The sequence below is a fragment of the Phocaeicola sp. genome (assembly GCF_048170425.1).
GTDB lineage: Bacteria > Bacteroidota > Bacteroidia > Bacteroidales > Bacteroidaceae > Phocaeicola.
On record NZ_DBEXBB010000154.1, the window covers coordinates 1 to 16,251 of the forward strand.

Sequence of the window (16,251 nt, forward strand, 5' to 3'; positions counted from 1 at the left end):
AAAATCCAGTTGACAAATTGGTATAAAAAGGCTTTTTCTGCAACTGTGAGCAGGATGCAGGAGATATAAATACACAGAATGACACAATGTGAAACTGTTTGAAAAAGGAATGGCTCGGTTTTAGAGAAGAAATCGTAGACAAACAGTCCGGCTGAAATGCAACTTATACTTCCCAACGCAAGAGTATAGCGAATGTTGAAGCTGGAGGTATCGTCAAACAGTCCAGCTCTTTCTTTATGGCGGAAAAAACTTTTGACATGTTGGTATAAGTATTTTTTCCCGTTTTTCAGAGAGTAAATAGCCAGAAAAAAGCAAAGAAATACTACTCCGGTAACCGTTAAGTCATTACGAAGCTGGTAAGGGATAGGTTCTCCTGCCATACCGTTTGTACATGGTGTTTCCTTACAGTGCTGTAGTGCACTGTCTATTTGCTCTACGTGCTGGTTGTAGAGTTCTTGAATCTGTGAGAAACCGGTATGGCAGAACTTATTCATATTGCGGCAAATTTACGAATTTTTTTGCTCCAGTATGGGATAGTATACAATAAATTTACTGCTTCTTCTGGAGTTTGTGCCACATGCCAGATGTTTCCATGTTCTTTCCGCATGAAGTTCTGTGAGATGGCTTGTTGAAGCATTTCCAGCAGAGGATTATAAAATCCGTTGATATTCAGTATGACAATAGGTTTCAGATATAGTCCAAGTTGTTTCCATGTGATGACTTCCAGCAGTTCTTCTAATGTGCCACATCCTCCTGGCAGGGCAATGACTCCGTCGGACAGGTCGGCCATAAGTCGTTTACGTTCATGCATGCTTTCCGTTTCTATCAGCCGGGTCAATCCTTTGTGATGCCAGCCTTGCTCTACCATAAAACGAGGGATCACGCCGGTCACGGTTCCACCGGCAGCAAGGGTAGCATCACTGATACGGCACATTAGTCCGAGGCATCCGGCTCCGTTGATAAGGTTGATGTGTTTCTGTGCAAGAATTTTTCCAAGCTCTTCAGCTGCTTCGAAATAGATAGAGTCAATTTTAGTGCTGGAAGCACTGTATACGCATATGTTATTGATATTGTTCATCGTCTTTGTTAGTTATGTAGGTCAGCGGCATTGCTGTCGCTTTCCCCATTAAGAACTGTACGTGCGATTTTCACCGCATACAGCTCCGATAATTCTAAATTTAATTCTCATAAAATTAAATCGGCTCATAATCATCTTTTGATGACTTGTTTCCGATAAAGTCTTCTTTACGCACGTTGACGGGCACTTTTGAGTTTCCGTCTCTCGAAGTATTCGTCCCATGATGGGTCGAACGGATTGGCTTCGCATTTTATCTTTATGTGTCGCTTGATTGGAATCTCTGTCAGTTGTTGTACTGTGAACTTCTCCTTTATTCCTCCACATACATATTCAAAACCGAAAATCCAATTTCTGCAACCTTTACGGATAAAATACTTCTTCCTTATCCATTCCCTTGACTTGTTGGTATGTCTGCGATATGACCATCTCTTAAGTTGGTTTACCAGGATATGGTCACATCTACAGAACACCTCCTTTGATACCACATGGCTGTAGTAGTTACCCCATCCCCTTATTATAGGATTAAGTTTCTCTACCAGCTCCTGCTGGGATAATGCCTTACCTTTGGTCAGCACAACCTCATGCAGCTTTTCAGTGAAACGTTTCTGACTTTTCTTTGACGGCTTTATTAACAATGTTCCGTTGTACTTCCGTACATTGAAACCTAAAAGTCAAATCCCTCACTGATATGTGTTATCAGTGTCTTCTCCTCGGATAGTGTAAGTCCTCTTTCCTTTAAAAAGGCTGTCAACATTTCCTTTATTTCAAGTAACGTTTCCCTTTTGTCGGCAGTGACAATGAAGTCGTCCGCATATCTTACAAGATTGACTTTGGGGTAGTACAGTTTTCCATTAACATAACTTACCTTGTACTTTTCCTTAAGCATCCTTTCCATGCCGTCCAGAGTTGCATTTGCAAGTGTCGGTGATATGATGCCACCCTGCGGTGTTCCTTCAAGAGTCGGTTGAAGCAGTCTGTTGAATACAACTCCACTTTTAAGCCATTTCCTTAATATCTGCCTGTCGATTCGTACGTTATCGAGAAGCCATTCATGGCTGATATGGTCGAAGCAGCCTTTTATGTCTCCCTCCAATATCCATTCGGGAGAATAACTTTTGCTTAGCCATCTGTGGAGTGCGTCTATCGCATCTGCCGTACTTCTGAACTTTCTGAATCCGTAAGAGTTTGCATCCGCTTCGTTCTCCGTTATGGGTTCCAATGCCATAAGGTACAGTGCCTGCATGGCTCTGTCTTTCATGGTCGGTATCCCTAACGGTCTTGTCTTGCCGTTTGCTTTGGGTATGTTGACCCTTTTCAATGGGAGGGCTTTATATCCTCTCCGTGTCAAAGAACGTATAGCTTCTATTTTCTTGGCATCGGTGTCCCACTTTATGTGGTCACCCCCTGCCGTGCGCTTGCCTTTATTGGAGGTCACTTTCCTTACTGCCAATGCCTTGGCTTCAAACGAAGTGACAAGGAGGTGCTGCAAAGCTTTCACCTTGTTATACCTCTTTTCTTTCTGAGCCTTTGCTATTCGGATTTGCAGCTTTTTAACCTTACGCTCACATTTGGAGAAGTCTATGCTTTTCCATGTCGTGTTGCGCTTGGCTGAAGATGCACACTCGGCTTTCGCCTCGCTCCTTTGCTGTTTCTTCATTTCAGTAAAGTTCTACAATCGTTTCACAAAGAATTACCCTGCGGAAGTCTGCCTGCTTTCGCATGAGGTGACGTTAAAACCTCTATCCTCCGCATTACACGGAAGCGTTCGCTTTCTCCGCAATCCTTTACCCGCACCCCATTCGGCTTCTCTTGCGATTGGCTTACCTGCCCGATAAAGGCAGGAGAAATACGGGCTTACCAAGTTCCGTACAAGTAACTGACGACCGACTTAGAGTCCGCCCTTCCACCGGCAGTACTACATCCGTGTAGTCCTTAAAGACAGAGAACCATCCTGACTGCTCGCCTTTTGGCTATAGCTTGTAAATATCCGTAAGCTATTTCTTTGTTACGATGGTGCAGCGGTTCACATCCGTTACTCATATCGGTCAGCCTAACAGCCTATGCATTGGATATTTCTGCATAGTACCATATTATCAAGAGGGCTTCGCACCACACAATTACTCGTAAAGCACGCCTCTTTAGGCTACTGTTGACGGAACAACAGGTTCAGACATCATGCTGAACAATTACTTGTACGACTTCTTGTCGCACGTTTTTTGCAAAGATAGGTAAAGGTGAGTGCATAGCCAAACTGTTATGCCAGCAAAAAAGGCTTGATCATCTTTCGATGTATCAAGCCCTCTATATGGTTAGTGGAAGGTTTCAGCTTATTTTAATCCGAAAGCTTCTTTCACTTTGTCTACGTAATCCAGTTTCTCCCAAGTGAAGAGTTCCACTTCTACGTCTTTGTTGCCTTCGTAAGCCGATTCGAAATGTTTGGTAACGATTTGCGGTTCACGACCCATGTGTCCGTAGGCGGCAGTTTCACTGTAAATCGGGTTACGCAGTTTCAGGCGTTCTTCGATGGCACGCGGACGCATATCGAAGATTTCATCCACTTTCTTTGCGATTTCTCCGTCGGTCAAAGCTACATTGCTACGTCCGTAAGTATTTACATAGATATTGATAGGACGTGCCACTCCGATGGCGTATGAAACCTGTACCAGTACTTCATCTGCTACTCCGGCAGCTACCAGATTCTTGGCAATGTGGCGTGCGGCGTATGCAGCGCTACGGTCTACCTTGCTGGGGTCTTTTCCTGAGAAAGCACCTCCTCCGTGAGCTCCGGCACCGCCGTAAGTATCTACAATAATCTTGCGGCCAGTCAGTCCGGTATCACCGTGAGGACCACCAATCACGAACTTACCTGTCGGATTCACGTGGTATTTAATCTGGTCATTGAACAAAGCCAGTACCTGCGGGTTATGGATTTCGGCAACCACACGCGGCATCAGGATTTCAATTACGTCCTTGCGAATCTGTGCCAGCATTTCTTCGTCGGCCTTTAACTGTGCTTCTTTAGAGTCGTTTTCCGGCTGGATAAATTCGTCGTGCTGGGTAGATACTACGATGGTATCAATGCGTACCGGACGGCGGTTATCATCGTATTCAATAGTTACCTGACTCTTTGAATCCGGGCGAAGGTAAGTCATCACTTTTCCTTCACGGCGGATGTCAGCCAATACCATCAGCAGCTTGTGTGACAGGTCGAGCGACAACGGCATGTAATTTTCCGTTTCGTTAGTGGCATAACCGAACATCATACCTTGGTCGCCAGCACCCTGATTCATCGGGTCTTCACGTTCTACTCCGCGGTTGATGTCAGGACTTTGTTCATGAATGGCAGAGAATACACCGCATGAATTACCTTCGAACATGTATTCGCTCTTGGTATAGCCTATCTTATTAATTACTTCGCGTGCTACGCGCTGCAAATCAATATACGCTTTGGTTTTCACTTCTCCTGCCAGTACCACTTGTCCGGTAGTTACCAGAGTTTCGCAAGCTACTTTTGAACTGGGGTCGTAAGCCAACAGTTTGTCAAGCACAGCGTCCGAAATTTGATCGGCCACTTTGTCGGGGTGTCCTTCAGACACCGATTCGGATGTGAATAAGTATCCCATTGTTGTGGTAAATTAAAGTTGTTAATGGTTTGTTTTTATCCGTGTACGGACAGAGTAGAGAAGTAATCTTCGGAGAAATAACAATGTGTTTTAGCATTTTTTTCCGTGGTTGCAAGCTACTCAAATCTTTCCACTTTTTATTTTCGCCGCAAAGATAGCGATATAAATTGGAATTATTACAATTTCATTTTGTTTTTAACATAGCTTTATGCTCTTTGCCTGTTGGCAAATCATTCCTGATATATTTCTGACAATGTTTTTTGCCGGATAGGGTGGATTACATTTCCTGCAATTTCTACTAGCGGTTGCATCACAAAGTCTCTTTCTGTCATCAAAGGGTGGGGAATTGTGAGTTCCGGTGTATGTAGCACGAGGCTGTCGTATAAAAGAATATCGATGTCGATAAGGCGGTCGCTGTAGCTGCCATTGACCGATTTCTGGGTTCGGCCAAGCTCCTTCTCTATTTCCTGTGTGATGTGCAGTATCTCGATAGGAGAGAGGCTGGTATCCAGTCCTATTGCAGCATTGAGAAAGCTGTGGTCTGATTCAAATCCCCAAGGGGCTGTTTCATAAAAAGAGGACAGGGAAACCTGCTTCCCTATCCTTTCCTGTAGTTTATAGATGGCGGTACGTAAATTAGCTTCTTTATCGCCAAGATTTGTACCTAATCCCAGATAAACTGTTGCCATAGAATGACGGGTTTATTTATCCAGAATCAGCATGGCATCACCGTATGTACCGAAACGGTAGTCCTCTTTCAGTGCGGTGTTATAGGCATCCATGACAAGTTCATATCCTCCGTAAGCACACACAAGCATCAGCATGGTAGAAAGCGGCATGTGAAAATTGCTCACCATGGCGTTGGCTACTGAAAAATCGTATGGAGGGAAAATAAACTTATTAGTCCATCCTTCGAATTCTTTCAAGTGGCCGTCTGTGCCTACGGCTGTTTCAATGGCACGCATTACGGTAGTGCCTATGGCGCATACCTTGTTGCCTCTGTCTTTGGCTTCGTTGACAATACGGCAAGCTTCCGCGTTGATGAACATCTGTTCAGAATCCATTTTATGTTTGGTCAAATCTTCTACATCGATGTCGCGGAAATTGCCCAGTCCGGCATGCATGGTGATGAAAGAAAAATCAATGCCCTTGATTTCCATGCGTTTCATAAGCTCACGGCTGAAGTGAAGACCAGCTGCCGGAACAGTTACAGCACCTTCATTTTTTGCGTAGATAGTCTGGAAACGTTCTTCGTCTTCCGGTTCTGCCGGACGATGAATGAAAGGAGGCAATGGAGGTTCTCCCAGAGCATACAGAGCCTTCTTGAATTCATCATGAGGACCGTCGTACAAAAAGCGGAGGGTACGCCCGCGAGAAGTCGTATTGTCAATTACTTCGGCTACCATAGAATCATCATCGCCGAAATACAGTTTGTTGCCTATACGGATTTTACGGGCAGGGTCTACCAGTACATCCCACAAGCGCAGTTCTTCGTTCAACTCACGGAGCAGGAAAACCTCAATGCGGGCACCTGTCTTTTCCTTGTTACCATATAAACGAGCAGGAAAGACCTTGGTATCGTTAAAGATAAACACGTCTTTGTCGTCGAAATAGTTCAGTATATCCTTAAAATTGACATGTTCAATTTCTCCGGTTGACTTGTGAATTACCATCAGGCGGGATTCATCTCTGTATTTAGCCGGATAAAGAGCGATTTTTTCTTCCGGCAACTTGAATTTGAATTGTGACAGTTTCATCTTCTTCCTTTCTTTCCTTAATCGTTTATAACTTCTATATCTTGCTGGTCGAGCCAGGCTTCAAAATCTTCCACTTTCATGCAGTCTTCCAGCTTCACTTCTCCTACCCGTGTGCGAACCAGTCCGGTCAGGTGGGCACCGCTTTGCAGCGCTTCGCCAATGTCTCTGGCCAAAGCCCGTATGTAAGTACCTTTGCTGCAGACTACCCGTATCTTAATTTCCGGCAGGTTGCATTCCAGCAACTCGATTTCATCGATAACCAGAATCTTGGGTTTCAGTTCCACTTCATCTCCTTTTCTGGCCAGGTCGTATGCGCGCTTACCATCTATTTTGCATGCGGAAAATGCCGGTGGTACCTGTTCAATGGTGCCGACAAACTTCTTTAATGTTTCCTCGACCATTTCTTTGGTGATATGGTCAGTGGGATAAGTCGCGTCAATTTCCTTTTCCAGGTCAAACGAAGGGGTGGTTGCTCCAAGCTGGAGGGTGGCAATGTATTCTTTGGTGTGATACTGGAACTCCTCGATGCGTTTTGTAGCCTTTCCGGTACAGATAATCATCACTCCGGTAGCCAGCGGGTCGAGTGTTCCGGCATGTCCTACTTTTATTTTCTTTACACCTAGCTTGCGGCTGATGTGGTATCTTATCTTATTGACCACCGCAAAAGAGGTCCATCGCAGTGGCTTGTCAAAATAGAGTACTTCTCCTTCTTTGAAATTCATTCTTCGGTTGTAAATTGTTGTTGAGGCTGCTTATCCCAGCAGACTGCATGCAATTGTAATTACTCCGGCAATGGCGCAATATACGCCGAACCATATCAATTTTCCTTTCTTCACAATGTTAATCATCCACTTGCAAGCCACACAGCCTGATACAAAGGCTGCCAGGAAACCTATAATGAGTGCGCTCATACTGATTTGTGCATTAGCGGCTGAGGCATTCTTTACTATTTCCATTCCGGAAAGTAGTGCTTCCCCTAAAATAGGAGGAATAACCATCAGAAAGGAGAATTGTGCCAGTGTTTCCTTTTTGTTTCCTAAAATCAGTCCGGTAGCGATGGTGCTTCCTGAACGTGACAATCCCGGCATGACCGCACAGGCCTGAGCCAGTCCGATGATGAATGCATCACGCAGGCTGATTTTTTCTTTCTGCCGAGGTTTGGCGTAATAAGAAAAAGCCAGCAACACGGCAGTCAGTAACAACATGCATCCTACAATCAGCAAACCGGAGCCGAAAATTTCTTCTACGTAATCTTTAAAGAATACTCCGACAATGCCGATAGGAATCATAGATACAAGAATGTTGATGACATATCTGGTTTCGTCATTCATTTTCCATTTAAACAGTCCCCGGAAAATCCAGTCAATTTCTTTCCACAAGATAACCAGTGTACTCAGTACGGTAGCAATGTGAACCACTACGGTGAAGGTCAGATTTTCTTCACCCTGAATGCCGAACAAGGCCGATCCGATGGCAAGGTGTCCACTACTACTTACGGGGAGGTATTCTGTCAGTCCCTGCAGGATACCTAAAATTAAGGCTTCAAACCAACTCATTGCATTTATTCTTTAGTAATTGTTTCTTCTTTGTCTTTAGGTTTTCGCAGGATGCCATAAATCATGAAAATAAATCCCAAAAAACAAACGACGGGAGCTACCTTGATTCGGCGTACACTGAAAATATCCGGTTCGAAAGTTGTTTCAGTGGAGCCCGGTCCGCTCATTAACAGAAATCCGATGATAATGACTATCATACCAATACCAAGCAGTATGAAGTTTGTTTTATCAAAAGCAAAACTTTTTTTGTCCATAATGAATTTTGTCTATTTAGTGTGAACATTAAAGGCGATATAAATCTCCAGCTTTCATCTTCAAATATTTGTTGATGGAGATATAGGCACATAAAGTGGCAATGAGGATGCCCGAAATAAAGACCGCTCCCATTACACAAAGCATAACTTCTGGAGTAATAAGTTCCAGTAGCCCTGGTTCATAATTGACGAGCATGTAGGACATGCTGATAAGCAGGGCATTGGCCATAGCTGCTGCAAGAATACCTATCCATACATTTCTGACAATGAACGGTCGCCGGATGAATGACCAGCTTGCACCTACCAGCTTCATGGTGTGAATCAGAAAACGCTTGGAGTAAATGGTCAGTCGTATGGTATTGTTGATCAATGCAAATGAAATAAGGGTGAGCAAAGCAGCCAGCCCTAACAGAAACATGCTGATTTTGCGTATGTTCTGGTTGATGGTGTCAATCAGGTCCTGCGGATAATTTACTTCAATGACTTTTTTATTGTCCAGCAGCTTTTCCTGAATCCAGTTCAGGCTGTCAGAATTGGCGTATGCTGCATTGAGCTTGATTTCGATGGAAGCCGTAAACGGATTATAGCCTAAGAATTCAGCCGGATCTGTTCCCATGGCTTCTGTCTGTTCTTTCAGAGCCTGTGCTTTCGATATGTAGGTGGCCTGCTTCACAAAAGGCTCTTCTTCCAGCTGCTTTTGGAAACGGATGGCCTCTGCTTCTTTCATGTCGTCGTTGAGGAGAACGGAAAAATTAATATTTTCGCGTACGTATACAGAAAGATTGTTGGCGGTCATGACAAAAAAGACCACCATACCCAACAACAGCAGTACCAGCATCGTACTGATGCAGGAGGTAATGAATTGCATATCGAAAAGGCTACCCGACTTCTGACTCATAATTTCTTATTTTTTTCTGAATACATAAATCATGGAACTGCTCCGGTCTTTCTTGGTCAGTGAAACAATCCATGCTTCCGTTCCGGTAATCAGTCCTTTTATGAACGGGAAAGCACTTTTCCGGTATTTCTCGCTCAGCATCGATACATAAAACGCATCAAAAGGCATCGGATGCCGTTCGCAGAGAATAAAGTCGTGTTTGGCTCCAAACTGCTGCATGACGGAAGGGCTGAAATGCCACAAATGTCGGGGAACATCGTAGGCGCCCCACATTTCTTTGTACTTCTCGGCATCGAATGAAGTGGGATTGGGCACGGCTACAATGAGTATGCCCTGGTCTTTCAAGATACGCTTCAGTGTTTCCCAGGTTTCATTCAGATGTTCCAGGTGCTCCATAACATGCCATAACGTAATGACATCGAACGATTTGTCGGCAAATTCATGGAGGGCCTCCGGAGCTGCCACATCCAGTTCAAAATGCTCTCTGGCAAACTGGCGGGCTTGGGGACTTTTTTCGATAGCGGAAACGTTCCATCCCTTTTCCTGCATGAAATGAGGGAAATAGCCCGTGCCGGTACCAATATCCAGCAGGTTGCCTTTGCTTAATCTGGAATTATGCTTGACAAGGCGTGCTTTACGGGAAAGCATTATGCGACGCACCCAGTGATATACACGGTTCATCAACCCTTTGTGCGTATCACTGTGTGAAATATAATCTGGAGTTTCGTAGTAGCGTCCTATTTCTGCTTCAACCGGAACAGGATGAGTGAACTGGAAACCGCAGTCTTTGCAACGACAAATTTGAAAGGACTCACCGGAAGCATAGTGGTCCGTGCATGTCATTACCTCCTCAAAATGGTTTCCTCCACAAAGTGGACATTTATCTATTTTCAGTATATTCACTTTATTCCCTAATTTGCTGCAAAATAACAAATAAAAAGCCTATAGACTGATTTTCTTTAAAAGTTTTTAAGAGTATAGGATGCTTTCTGTATGTTTTTTGTAACTTAGCCCCGAATAATGAATATTTGCCAATAAGATTATGGAGAAAAAGAGATTGACACGGTCAAACAATCGTATGATAGGTGGGGTCTGTGCTGGAATAGCCGATTACTTTGGATGGGATATTACTCTGGTGCGTATTATTTATGTGCTGGCTACATTTTTTACAGCTTTTTCCGGTGGGTTGGTTTATTTGATTCTCTGGCTGGTGATGCCGGAAGCCGGAAGAGAAAGTAATTAAAAACAGACTTGTATAAAGTAGCATACGTGCTGTAATTGTTTAGGTTTTCCTCGTGTGAACCGTATGTTTTGCGGAGCGGAAACCTATGTTTCTCATGCCGGAAACGTAGGTTCTCGTCTTGTGAAACCTAAAAAGCCTGCAAGCATTTTTTTCAATATGCTTGCAGGCTTTTATTGAGGCTTCTCTGAGCTATTTCAATAAGAATTATTCAGTTACTTCTATACCTTTCAGGGTAGCAGAACTGGATTCTGTGATTTTTACCTTTACAAAGTCACCGATACGGTGGCTGCCACGGTCAAAGACTACTACCTTATTTTGTTCCGTACGGCCAAACAGCTGTTCTTTAGAGCGCTTGGATACACCTTCTACCAATACTTCGAAAGTTTTTCCTACATCTTTGGCATTGCTTTCGGCAGAAAGCTGGTTCTGCAGTTCAATCATTTCATTCAACCGGCGAATTTTTATTTCTTCGGGCACGTCGTCCGGAAGATGCTTGGAAGCGTATGTGCCCGGACGCTCAGAATATTTGAACATGAAAGCTGAGTCGTAAGCACATTCACGCATCAGCGACAAAGACATCTGATGGTCTTCTTCTGTTTCAGAATGGAAGCCCGAGAAAATGTCGGTACTGAGTCCGCAGTCGGGGATGATTCTCCGGATGGCGGCTACTCTTTCCAGATACCATTCGCGGGTGTATTTACGGTTCATCAGTTTCAGGATGCGTGAACTTCCGCTCTGTACGGGCAGGTGGATATGCTTGCACACATTGGGCACTTCTGCAATGACATGAAGCGTTTCGTCACTCATGTCTTTCGGATGTGAAGTAGTGAAGCGTACGCGCATGTCGGGCACTGCTTCGGCTACGATGCGTAGCAACATGGGGAAGGTTACCGTCTGGCCGTCTTTCTCGAAAAGGTATGAGTTGACGTTTTGTCCCAGCAGGGTTACTTCCTTGTAGCCTTTTCGTTGGAGGTCGCGTACTTCGTTCAATATGCTTTCCACGTCACGGCTGCGTTCACGTCCGCGTGTGTAGGGCACGATACAATAATGGCAGAAATTGTTGCACCCCCGCATGATGGAAACAAAGCCCGAAATATGGTTTCCGCAAATGCGTGAAGGAATCACGTCGCGGTAAGTTTCCGTTGTAGAGAGTTCCACATTGATGGCCTTTTCTCCCGCCTCTACGGCTCCAACCAGGTCGGGGAGGGTCAGATAGGCATCCGGGCCGGCTACCAAGTCTACATGATGCTTTTCAATCAGTTCATTTTTTACTCGTTCGGCCATACATCCCAGCACTCCCACAATCAGGTGCTTCCTTTTTTTGCGCAAAGAATGGAAAAATTCCAGTCGGTTCAGGATTTTCTGCTCTGCATTGTCACGAATAGAACAGGTATTCATGAACACGGCATCGGCCTCTTCCAGTGTATCGCAAGGAGCGTATCCGGCCATTTGCATGATAGATGCAATTACTTCACTGTCTGCCACATTCATCTGGCATCCGTACGTTTCAATAAACAGTTTTTTGTTTTCGTTTTCAGTTGCAGATTTAAAGTCTGCTCCTGTTACTTCTTTTGTCATAAGGTTTTCTATATTAAAAATTTGCTTGCAAAGATATCTGTTTCTTGGTTAACTTCCATAAAAAGGGTAGGAGATATAGATTTTATTCGTATCTTTGAAGAAAACCTTAACACTTCATATTTATGGATGTAATTCAAATTCTTGTTTTTCTGGGTATCATCAGTTGGGGGCTTTTTCAGGCCAGGTCTCAGAAACGGAAGAAGTCGAGGCGTGTAAAAACCGTAAGACAGACACCTCCGGCAGCACCTTTTTCTGTGGAAGACGAGATTACTGAAGAAGTGATACCTCCTCCTGCTCCGAAAACAAGGAGGAAGCAGAAATATACCTCTGTCAAGTCTTCTTGCCAGGAACAAGAGTTGAATATATCGAAAAAGGAGGAGCAAAAGCCTGAAATTGCGCTCCGTAATGCAGCAGATGCGAGGAGGGCTTTTATTTATTCTGAGATTTTCCGCCGTAAATATGATTGATTGACTAACTTTTTAATACTAACATAAAAAACACTTTATACTATGAGCTTTAACTTCATTACGGCAGCCGAAGCTGCCAGCTATATTAAGGATGGGGACATTGTTGGACTTAGTGGCTTTACCCCTGCAGGAAGTCCGAAGGCTGTGACCGCAGAGTTAGCGAAAATAGCAGAGGAAAAACATGCAAGGGGAGAAGCCTTTCAGATAGGTGTGATAACGGGAGCTTCAACGGGAGATTCTTGTGACGGGATGTTGACACGTGCACATGCCATTAAGTTCCGTGCTCCTTATACCACTAATACAGACTTCCGCAAGGCTGTGAATAACGGCGAAATCAATTATACAGACATTCACCTCTCACAAGTGGCTCAACGTTTGCGCTCAGGTTTCCTGGGGCATGTGAGTGTGGCTATTATAGAAGCTTGTGAAATTACGGAAGACGGACGTATTTATCTTACTGCAGGGGTGGGTATCACACCTACCATTGCACGACTGGCTGATAAAGTCATTGTGGAATTGAATGCCGCACATAGCAAAAGCCTGATAGGTATGCACGATTTGTATGAAATGGAGCGTCCTCCTTTCCGTCGTCCGATTCCTATTGTACGTCCTAGCGACCGTATCGGCCTTCCTTATATTCAGGTAGACCCTTCCAAGGTTATAGGTGTGGTGGAGACCAATATGCCGGATGAGGCACGTGGTTTCCATGAATCTGATCCTGTAACAGATAAAATAGGTCAGAATGTGGCTGAGTTCTTAGCTTCGGACATGCGTAGAGGAATCATTCCTTCCACTTTCCTTCCCTTGCAGTCGGGAGTAGGAAACATTGCCAACGCGGTATTGAGTGCATTGGGTAAGGACCCCAGTATTCCTCCTTTTGAAATGTACACGGAAGTGATACAGAATTCGGTCATTAAACTGGTGAAAGAGGGTAGAATCAAGTTTGGTAGTACCTGCTCTTTGAGTGTGACCAATGACTGTTTGCAAGATATTTATGATAATATGGACTTTTTCCGTCATAAACTGGTGTTGCGTCCTTCCGAAATATCCAACTGTCCGGAGGTGGTTCGCCGTATTGGTGTGATTTCCATGAATACCGCTATTGAAGCAGATATTTATGGCAACGTCAATTCTACTCATATTTGCGGAACTAAGATGATGAACGGTATCGGAGGTTCCGGCGACTTTACCCGCAGTGCATATATTTCTATTTTCTCTTGTCCGTCGACAGCCAAGGGAGGTTGTATCAGCTCTATCGTACCGATGGTGTCTCATCTGGACCATAGTGAACATTCGGTAAATGTCATTATTACTGAACAGGGTATAGCCGACTTGCGTGGAAAGAGTCCGATGGAACGTGCGGAAGCGGTTATCGAGAACTGTGCGCATCCTGATTACAAGCAGTTGCTTTGGGATTATTTGAAGATTTCGACAAAAGGACAGACTTGTCACAGTCTTTCTGCTGCACTGGGTATGCATCAGGTGTTTATCAATAAAGGTGACATGCGTCTGACAGACTGGGCCGAGTTCCAGAAGTAAAGAAAGGTACACCATTCCATAAAAATGCCCCGTATTGAATTGAGCAGTACGGGGCATTGATTTTTATCTGTAAAAGGTTATTTCAGATAGTCTTTCAGGTCACAGTTCTGGAGTGAACGGATACCTTCTACCACTGATTCTGCATTCAATACAGCACCTTCCTGAGTGTTGTGTACAGAGTCTGCATAGTAAGCGGCTGTCTTTTCTTTTCCCATGGCTTCAAATTTCTTGGCAGTCAGGTCGTTCAAGTCAATAAAGCTTACACCTTCCTGTTCTGCTACTTCTTTTGACCATTTACCGTAAGTCTGGTCACAGCGGTTCATGCGGTTGTCGGTCCAGCGGTTGCCCGGAGTGTGTGACATTACGATTACCTTTGCTCCTTTGGCTTTGGCCTGACGGATATACATGCGGATATAGTGTCCGAAGCTGTATACTTCTTCTGTGCTTCCGTCTTTTTCCATGACTACTTTTTTAGTATCTTCTCCAGTACCTGGCAGCGAAGCGCGTGCGCGTCCGGTATTCATCGGGCCGCCGTCATTGTGTCCGAAATCAATCAATACATAATCACCTGGTTTGATGGCAGGAAGTACACGGTTCCAAAGACCTTCCGTGAAATAAGTACGGCTGCTTCTTCCTCCCAATGCACAGTTCTCGATGCTGATACGGGTGGTATCAAAATAGTTCTGCAGGTAACTTCCCCATCCCCATTTGTTCTCTTCTCCGTTGCCGGCTCCACATTTCACAGTAGAGTCTCCAATCAGGAAAGCGACAGGACTCTTTTCGTTGATACGGCTTGCTCCTGCTACAAATTCACGTGGATTTCCCGGCTCAGAATAGAAGAAGATAGGTTCTTTCGTCTGCTGTTCTGTAGGATAGAAATGCACGGCGCTGTCGTTCATACGCGGATGCTGGTGTTTCAGTAAATTGAGCATTTCAGCTCCGGCCCAGATGACAGGACCATAACCATGGGCTGCATATACATTTACCGGACGGTAGTAATAGAATGCCGGGTCATATCCCATACCAGTTCCTACGCAGGTCATTTCTACCTGTCCTTGGGCATTGATGGCAGAAGATACGGCATGCCATCCCAGTTGCACTACCGGACCGTATGCCATGGCGTCAATCCATCCTTTATTGATGGCATGTGCCATACAGTATACGTAAAGAGCTGTAGCGGAGGATTCCAGGTAAGAATCATTTCGGTCGAGCAACTGATGCCAGAAACCGTCTTTGCTTTGACAGGCCGCTAGTCCGCGAACGTGTGCCTGCAACAGGCTGATAATTTTATCGCGTCCGGGATAATCAGTCGGAAGTACATCCAGCACTTCACACATGGTAAGGATAGCCCATCCGTTGGCTCGGCCCCAGTGGAAAGCCGGATGGTCTTTCATGCCTTCTACCCATCCGTGGCGGAACAGGCCTTTTTCTGGTACGAACATACGTTCTGCAAATTGCAGTACCTGGCGTACGGCTTCCTGATAGTATTTGTCATTGTGGTCAGAGGCATAGCGTCCCATCAAAGCAACAGAGGGGATACCCATGAACATGTCGTCCAGCCACAGTGTGTTGTGGTAAGGACGGTTACGGGCAAATGTACCGTCGGCCAGACGATGCTCTTTGTACATGATGAAATGGAAGTAATTGTCAATCATGTCCTGTAGTTTCAGGCTTTTGTCTTTCATCTGCGCTTTCATCATGGCGGCACATACTGCTCCCGCATCATCCAGTGCATGAGGAGTCAGAATCTGAAGCATCTGTGCATCGGTTGTACCGTATTTTTCATATACTTTTTTAAAGTACGGAGCTACTTCCGACAAGAATTTGAATCGGTCGTACACGTATTTTTTGTAGGCTTCGTCACCCGTAGCTTCTGCGGCAGCCAGCATGGCTGAGTAAGTAACTCCCCATTCGTAGCTGGCCAGACGGAAAGTTCCTCTTTCCAATTGTGCATTGGTATCCATATTCGCATAGTCGGTAATGACTTTTCCATTGCGTTTGTCAACTACTCTGGTCGGTGTGTTGCTTTCCAGGTATCTCAAGACACGGTCCATGTCTTTTTTGATATCTTCGGCTGATACAATTCCATACCCTACCTGATAGTCAGGCTGTAAGAGATGAAGCGGAGTGTTGGAGTCATTTATGACTTCCTTTTGCTTTTGTGCATGAGCACTAAGACCGGCAGAAAGTGCCGCCAGCAGTGCAAAGTTTAAGACGAGTTTATTCATATAACTAGGTTTAAATGTAAGCGTAATGGG

Annotated in this window: 17 protein-coding genes and 1 pseudogene; 3 read left to right on the forward strand and 15 right to left on the reverse strand. The window is 44.7% G+C overall.

The genetic code is table 11. The features are described from left to right. From ACMJ0U_RS05805 to ACMJ0U_RS05860, 12 genes are all read right to left on the reverse strand, one after another. The coding region (locus tag ACMJ0U_RS05805) for a DUF4271 domain-containing protein (protein ID WP_417128791.1) at window positions 1-494 on the reverse strand (494 nt) is incomplete at its 3' end. Next, window positions 491-1,078 (reverse strand): TIGR00730 family Rossman fold protein, encoded by a 588-nt coding sequence (locus tag ACMJ0U_RS05810; protein WP_417128793.1) that lies wholly within the window; start codon window positions 1,076-1,078, stop codon window positions 491-493. The genes ACMJ0U_RS05810 and ACMJ0U_RS05805, both read right to left, overlap by 4 nt. Window positions 1,079-1,245: 167 nt before the next feature. Beyond that, window positions 1,246-1,653, reverse strand: coding sequence for a group II intron maturase-specific domain-containing protein (locus ACMJ0U_RS05815; RefSeq protein WP_417128795.1), 408 nt, complete (start codon window positions 1,651-1,653; stop codon window positions 1,246-1,248). Between the two features lie 89 nt (window positions 1,654-1,742). Further along, entirely contained in the window at window positions 1,743-2,735 is a 993-nt protein-coding gene (locus ACMJ0U_RS05820) for a reverse transcriptase domain-containing protein (protein WP_417128796.1), read from the reverse strand. A gap of 670 nt (window positions 2,736-3,405) precedes the next feature. Further along, window positions 3,406-4,701, reverse strand: a complete 1,296-nt coding sequence (metK, locus tag ACMJ0U_RS05825; protein WP_417128798.1) for a methionine adenosyltransferase — start codon at window positions 4,699-4,701, stop codon at window positions 3,406-3,408. A gap of 230 nt (window positions 4,702-4,931) precedes the next feature. Beyond that, window positions 4,932-5,390: a 2-amino-4-hydroxy-6-hydroxymethyldihydropteridine diphosphokinase gene (gene folK / locus ACMJ0U_RS05830; RefSeq protein ID WP_417128800.1), complete on the reverse strand. Its 459-nt coding sequence runs from the start codon at window positions 5,388-5,390 to the stop codon at window positions 4,932-4,934. Window positions 5,391-5,402: 12 nt separating this feature from the next. Beyond that, window positions 5,403-6,458, reverse strand: a complete 1,056-nt coding sequence (queA, locus tag ACMJ0U_RS05835; protein WP_417128802.1) for a tRNA preQ1(34) S-adenosylmethionine ribosyltransferase-isomerase QueA — start codon at window positions 6,456-6,458, stop codon at window positions 5,403-5,405. A 17-nt stretch (window positions 6,459-6,475) separates the two neighbouring features. After that, on the reverse strand, window positions 6,476-7,180 hold the full coding sequence (gene truB / locus ACMJ0U_RS05840; protein WP_417128803.1) for a tRNA pseudouridine(55) synthase TruB: 705 nt from the start codon (window positions 7,178-7,180) through the stop codon (window positions 6,476-6,478). A gap of 30 nt (window positions 7,181-7,210) precedes the next feature. Continuing rightward, complete coding sequence (locus ACMJ0U_RS05845) at window positions 7,211-8,014, reverse strand: undecaprenyl-diphosphate phosphatase (RefSeq protein ID WP_417128805.1); 804 nt, start codon at window positions 8,012-8,014, stop codon at window positions 7,211-7,213. 5 nt (window positions 8,015-8,019) lie between these two features. Next, entirely contained in the window at window positions 8,020-8,268 is a 249-nt protein-coding gene (locus ACMJ0U_RS05850; protein ID WP_417128807.1) for a DUF3098 domain-containing protein, read from the reverse strand. A gap of 28 nt (window positions 8,269-8,296) precedes the next feature. Next, on the reverse strand, window positions 8,297-9,166 hold the full coding sequence (locus ACMJ0U_RS05855) for a cell division protein FtsX (protein ID WP_417128809.1): 870 nt from the start codon (window positions 9,164-9,166) through the stop codon (window positions 8,297-8,299). 6 nt (window positions 9,167-9,172) lie between these two features. Further along, window positions 9,173-10,069: a class I SAM-dependent methyltransferase gene (locus tag ACMJ0U_RS05860; RefSeq protein WP_417128810.1), complete on the reverse strand. Its 897-nt coding sequence runs from the start codon at window positions 10,067-10,069 to the stop codon at window positions 9,173-9,175. Between the two features lie 139 nt (window positions 10,070-10,208). On the opposite strand from ACMJ0U_RS05860, the gene ACMJ0U_RS05865 reads away from it, so the two are divergent. After that, complete coding sequence (locus ACMJ0U_RS05865) at window positions 10,209-10,409, forward strand: PspC domain-containing protein (protein ID WP_007559572.1); 201 nt, start codon at window positions 10,209-10,211, stop codon at window positions 10,407-10,409. 204 nt (window positions 10,410-10,613) lie between these two features. On the opposite strand, the gene miaB is transcribed toward ACMJ0U_RS05865, so the two are convergent. Continuing rightward, window positions 10,614-11,987, reverse strand: coding sequence for a tRNA (N6-isopentenyl adenosine(37)-C2)-methylthiotransferase MiaB (gene miaB / locus ACMJ0U_RS05870; protein WP_417128812.1), 1,374 nt, complete (start codon window positions 11,985-11,987; stop codon window positions 10,614-10,616). Window positions 11,988-12,109: 122 nt separating this feature from the next. Between miaB and ACMJ0U_RS05875 the strand changes: the two genes are divergently transcribed. Next, window positions 12,110-12,454 carry a hypothetical protein gene (locus ACMJ0U_RS05875; protein WP_417128814.1) on the forward strand — a complete coding sequence of 115 codons (345 nt, stop codon included), beginning with the start codon at window positions 12,110-12,112 and terminating at the stop codon, window positions 12,452-12,454. Between the two features lie 42 nt (window positions 12,455-12,496). Continuing rightward, window positions 12,497-13,993, forward strand: coding sequence for an acetyl-CoA hydrolase/transferase family protein (locus ACMJ0U_RS05880; protein WP_417128815.1), 1,497 nt, complete (start codon window positions 12,497-12,499; stop codon window positions 13,991-13,993). A gap of 77 nt (window positions 13,994-14,070) precedes the next feature. Here ACMJ0U_RS05880 and ACMJ0U_RS05885 read toward each other — a convergent pair whose 3' ends face one another. Together ACMJ0U_RS05885 and ACMJ0U_RS05890 are read right to left on the reverse strand one after the other, a co-directional pair. After that, window positions 14,071-14,838 (reverse strand): rhamnogalacturonan acetylesterase, encoded by a 768-nt coding sequence (locus ACMJ0U_RS05885; RefSeq protein WP_417128825.1) that lies wholly within the window; start codon window positions 14,836-14,838, stop codon window positions 14,071-14,073. After that, window positions 14,833-16,221: pseudogene (locus ACMJ0U_RS05890) on the reverse strand (glycoside hydrolase family 88/105 protein); the annotation flags it as partial. The pseudogene ACMJ0U_RS05890 and the gene ACMJ0U_RS05885, both read right to left, overlap by 6 nt. Window positions 16,222-16,251: the final 30 nt, after the last annotated feature.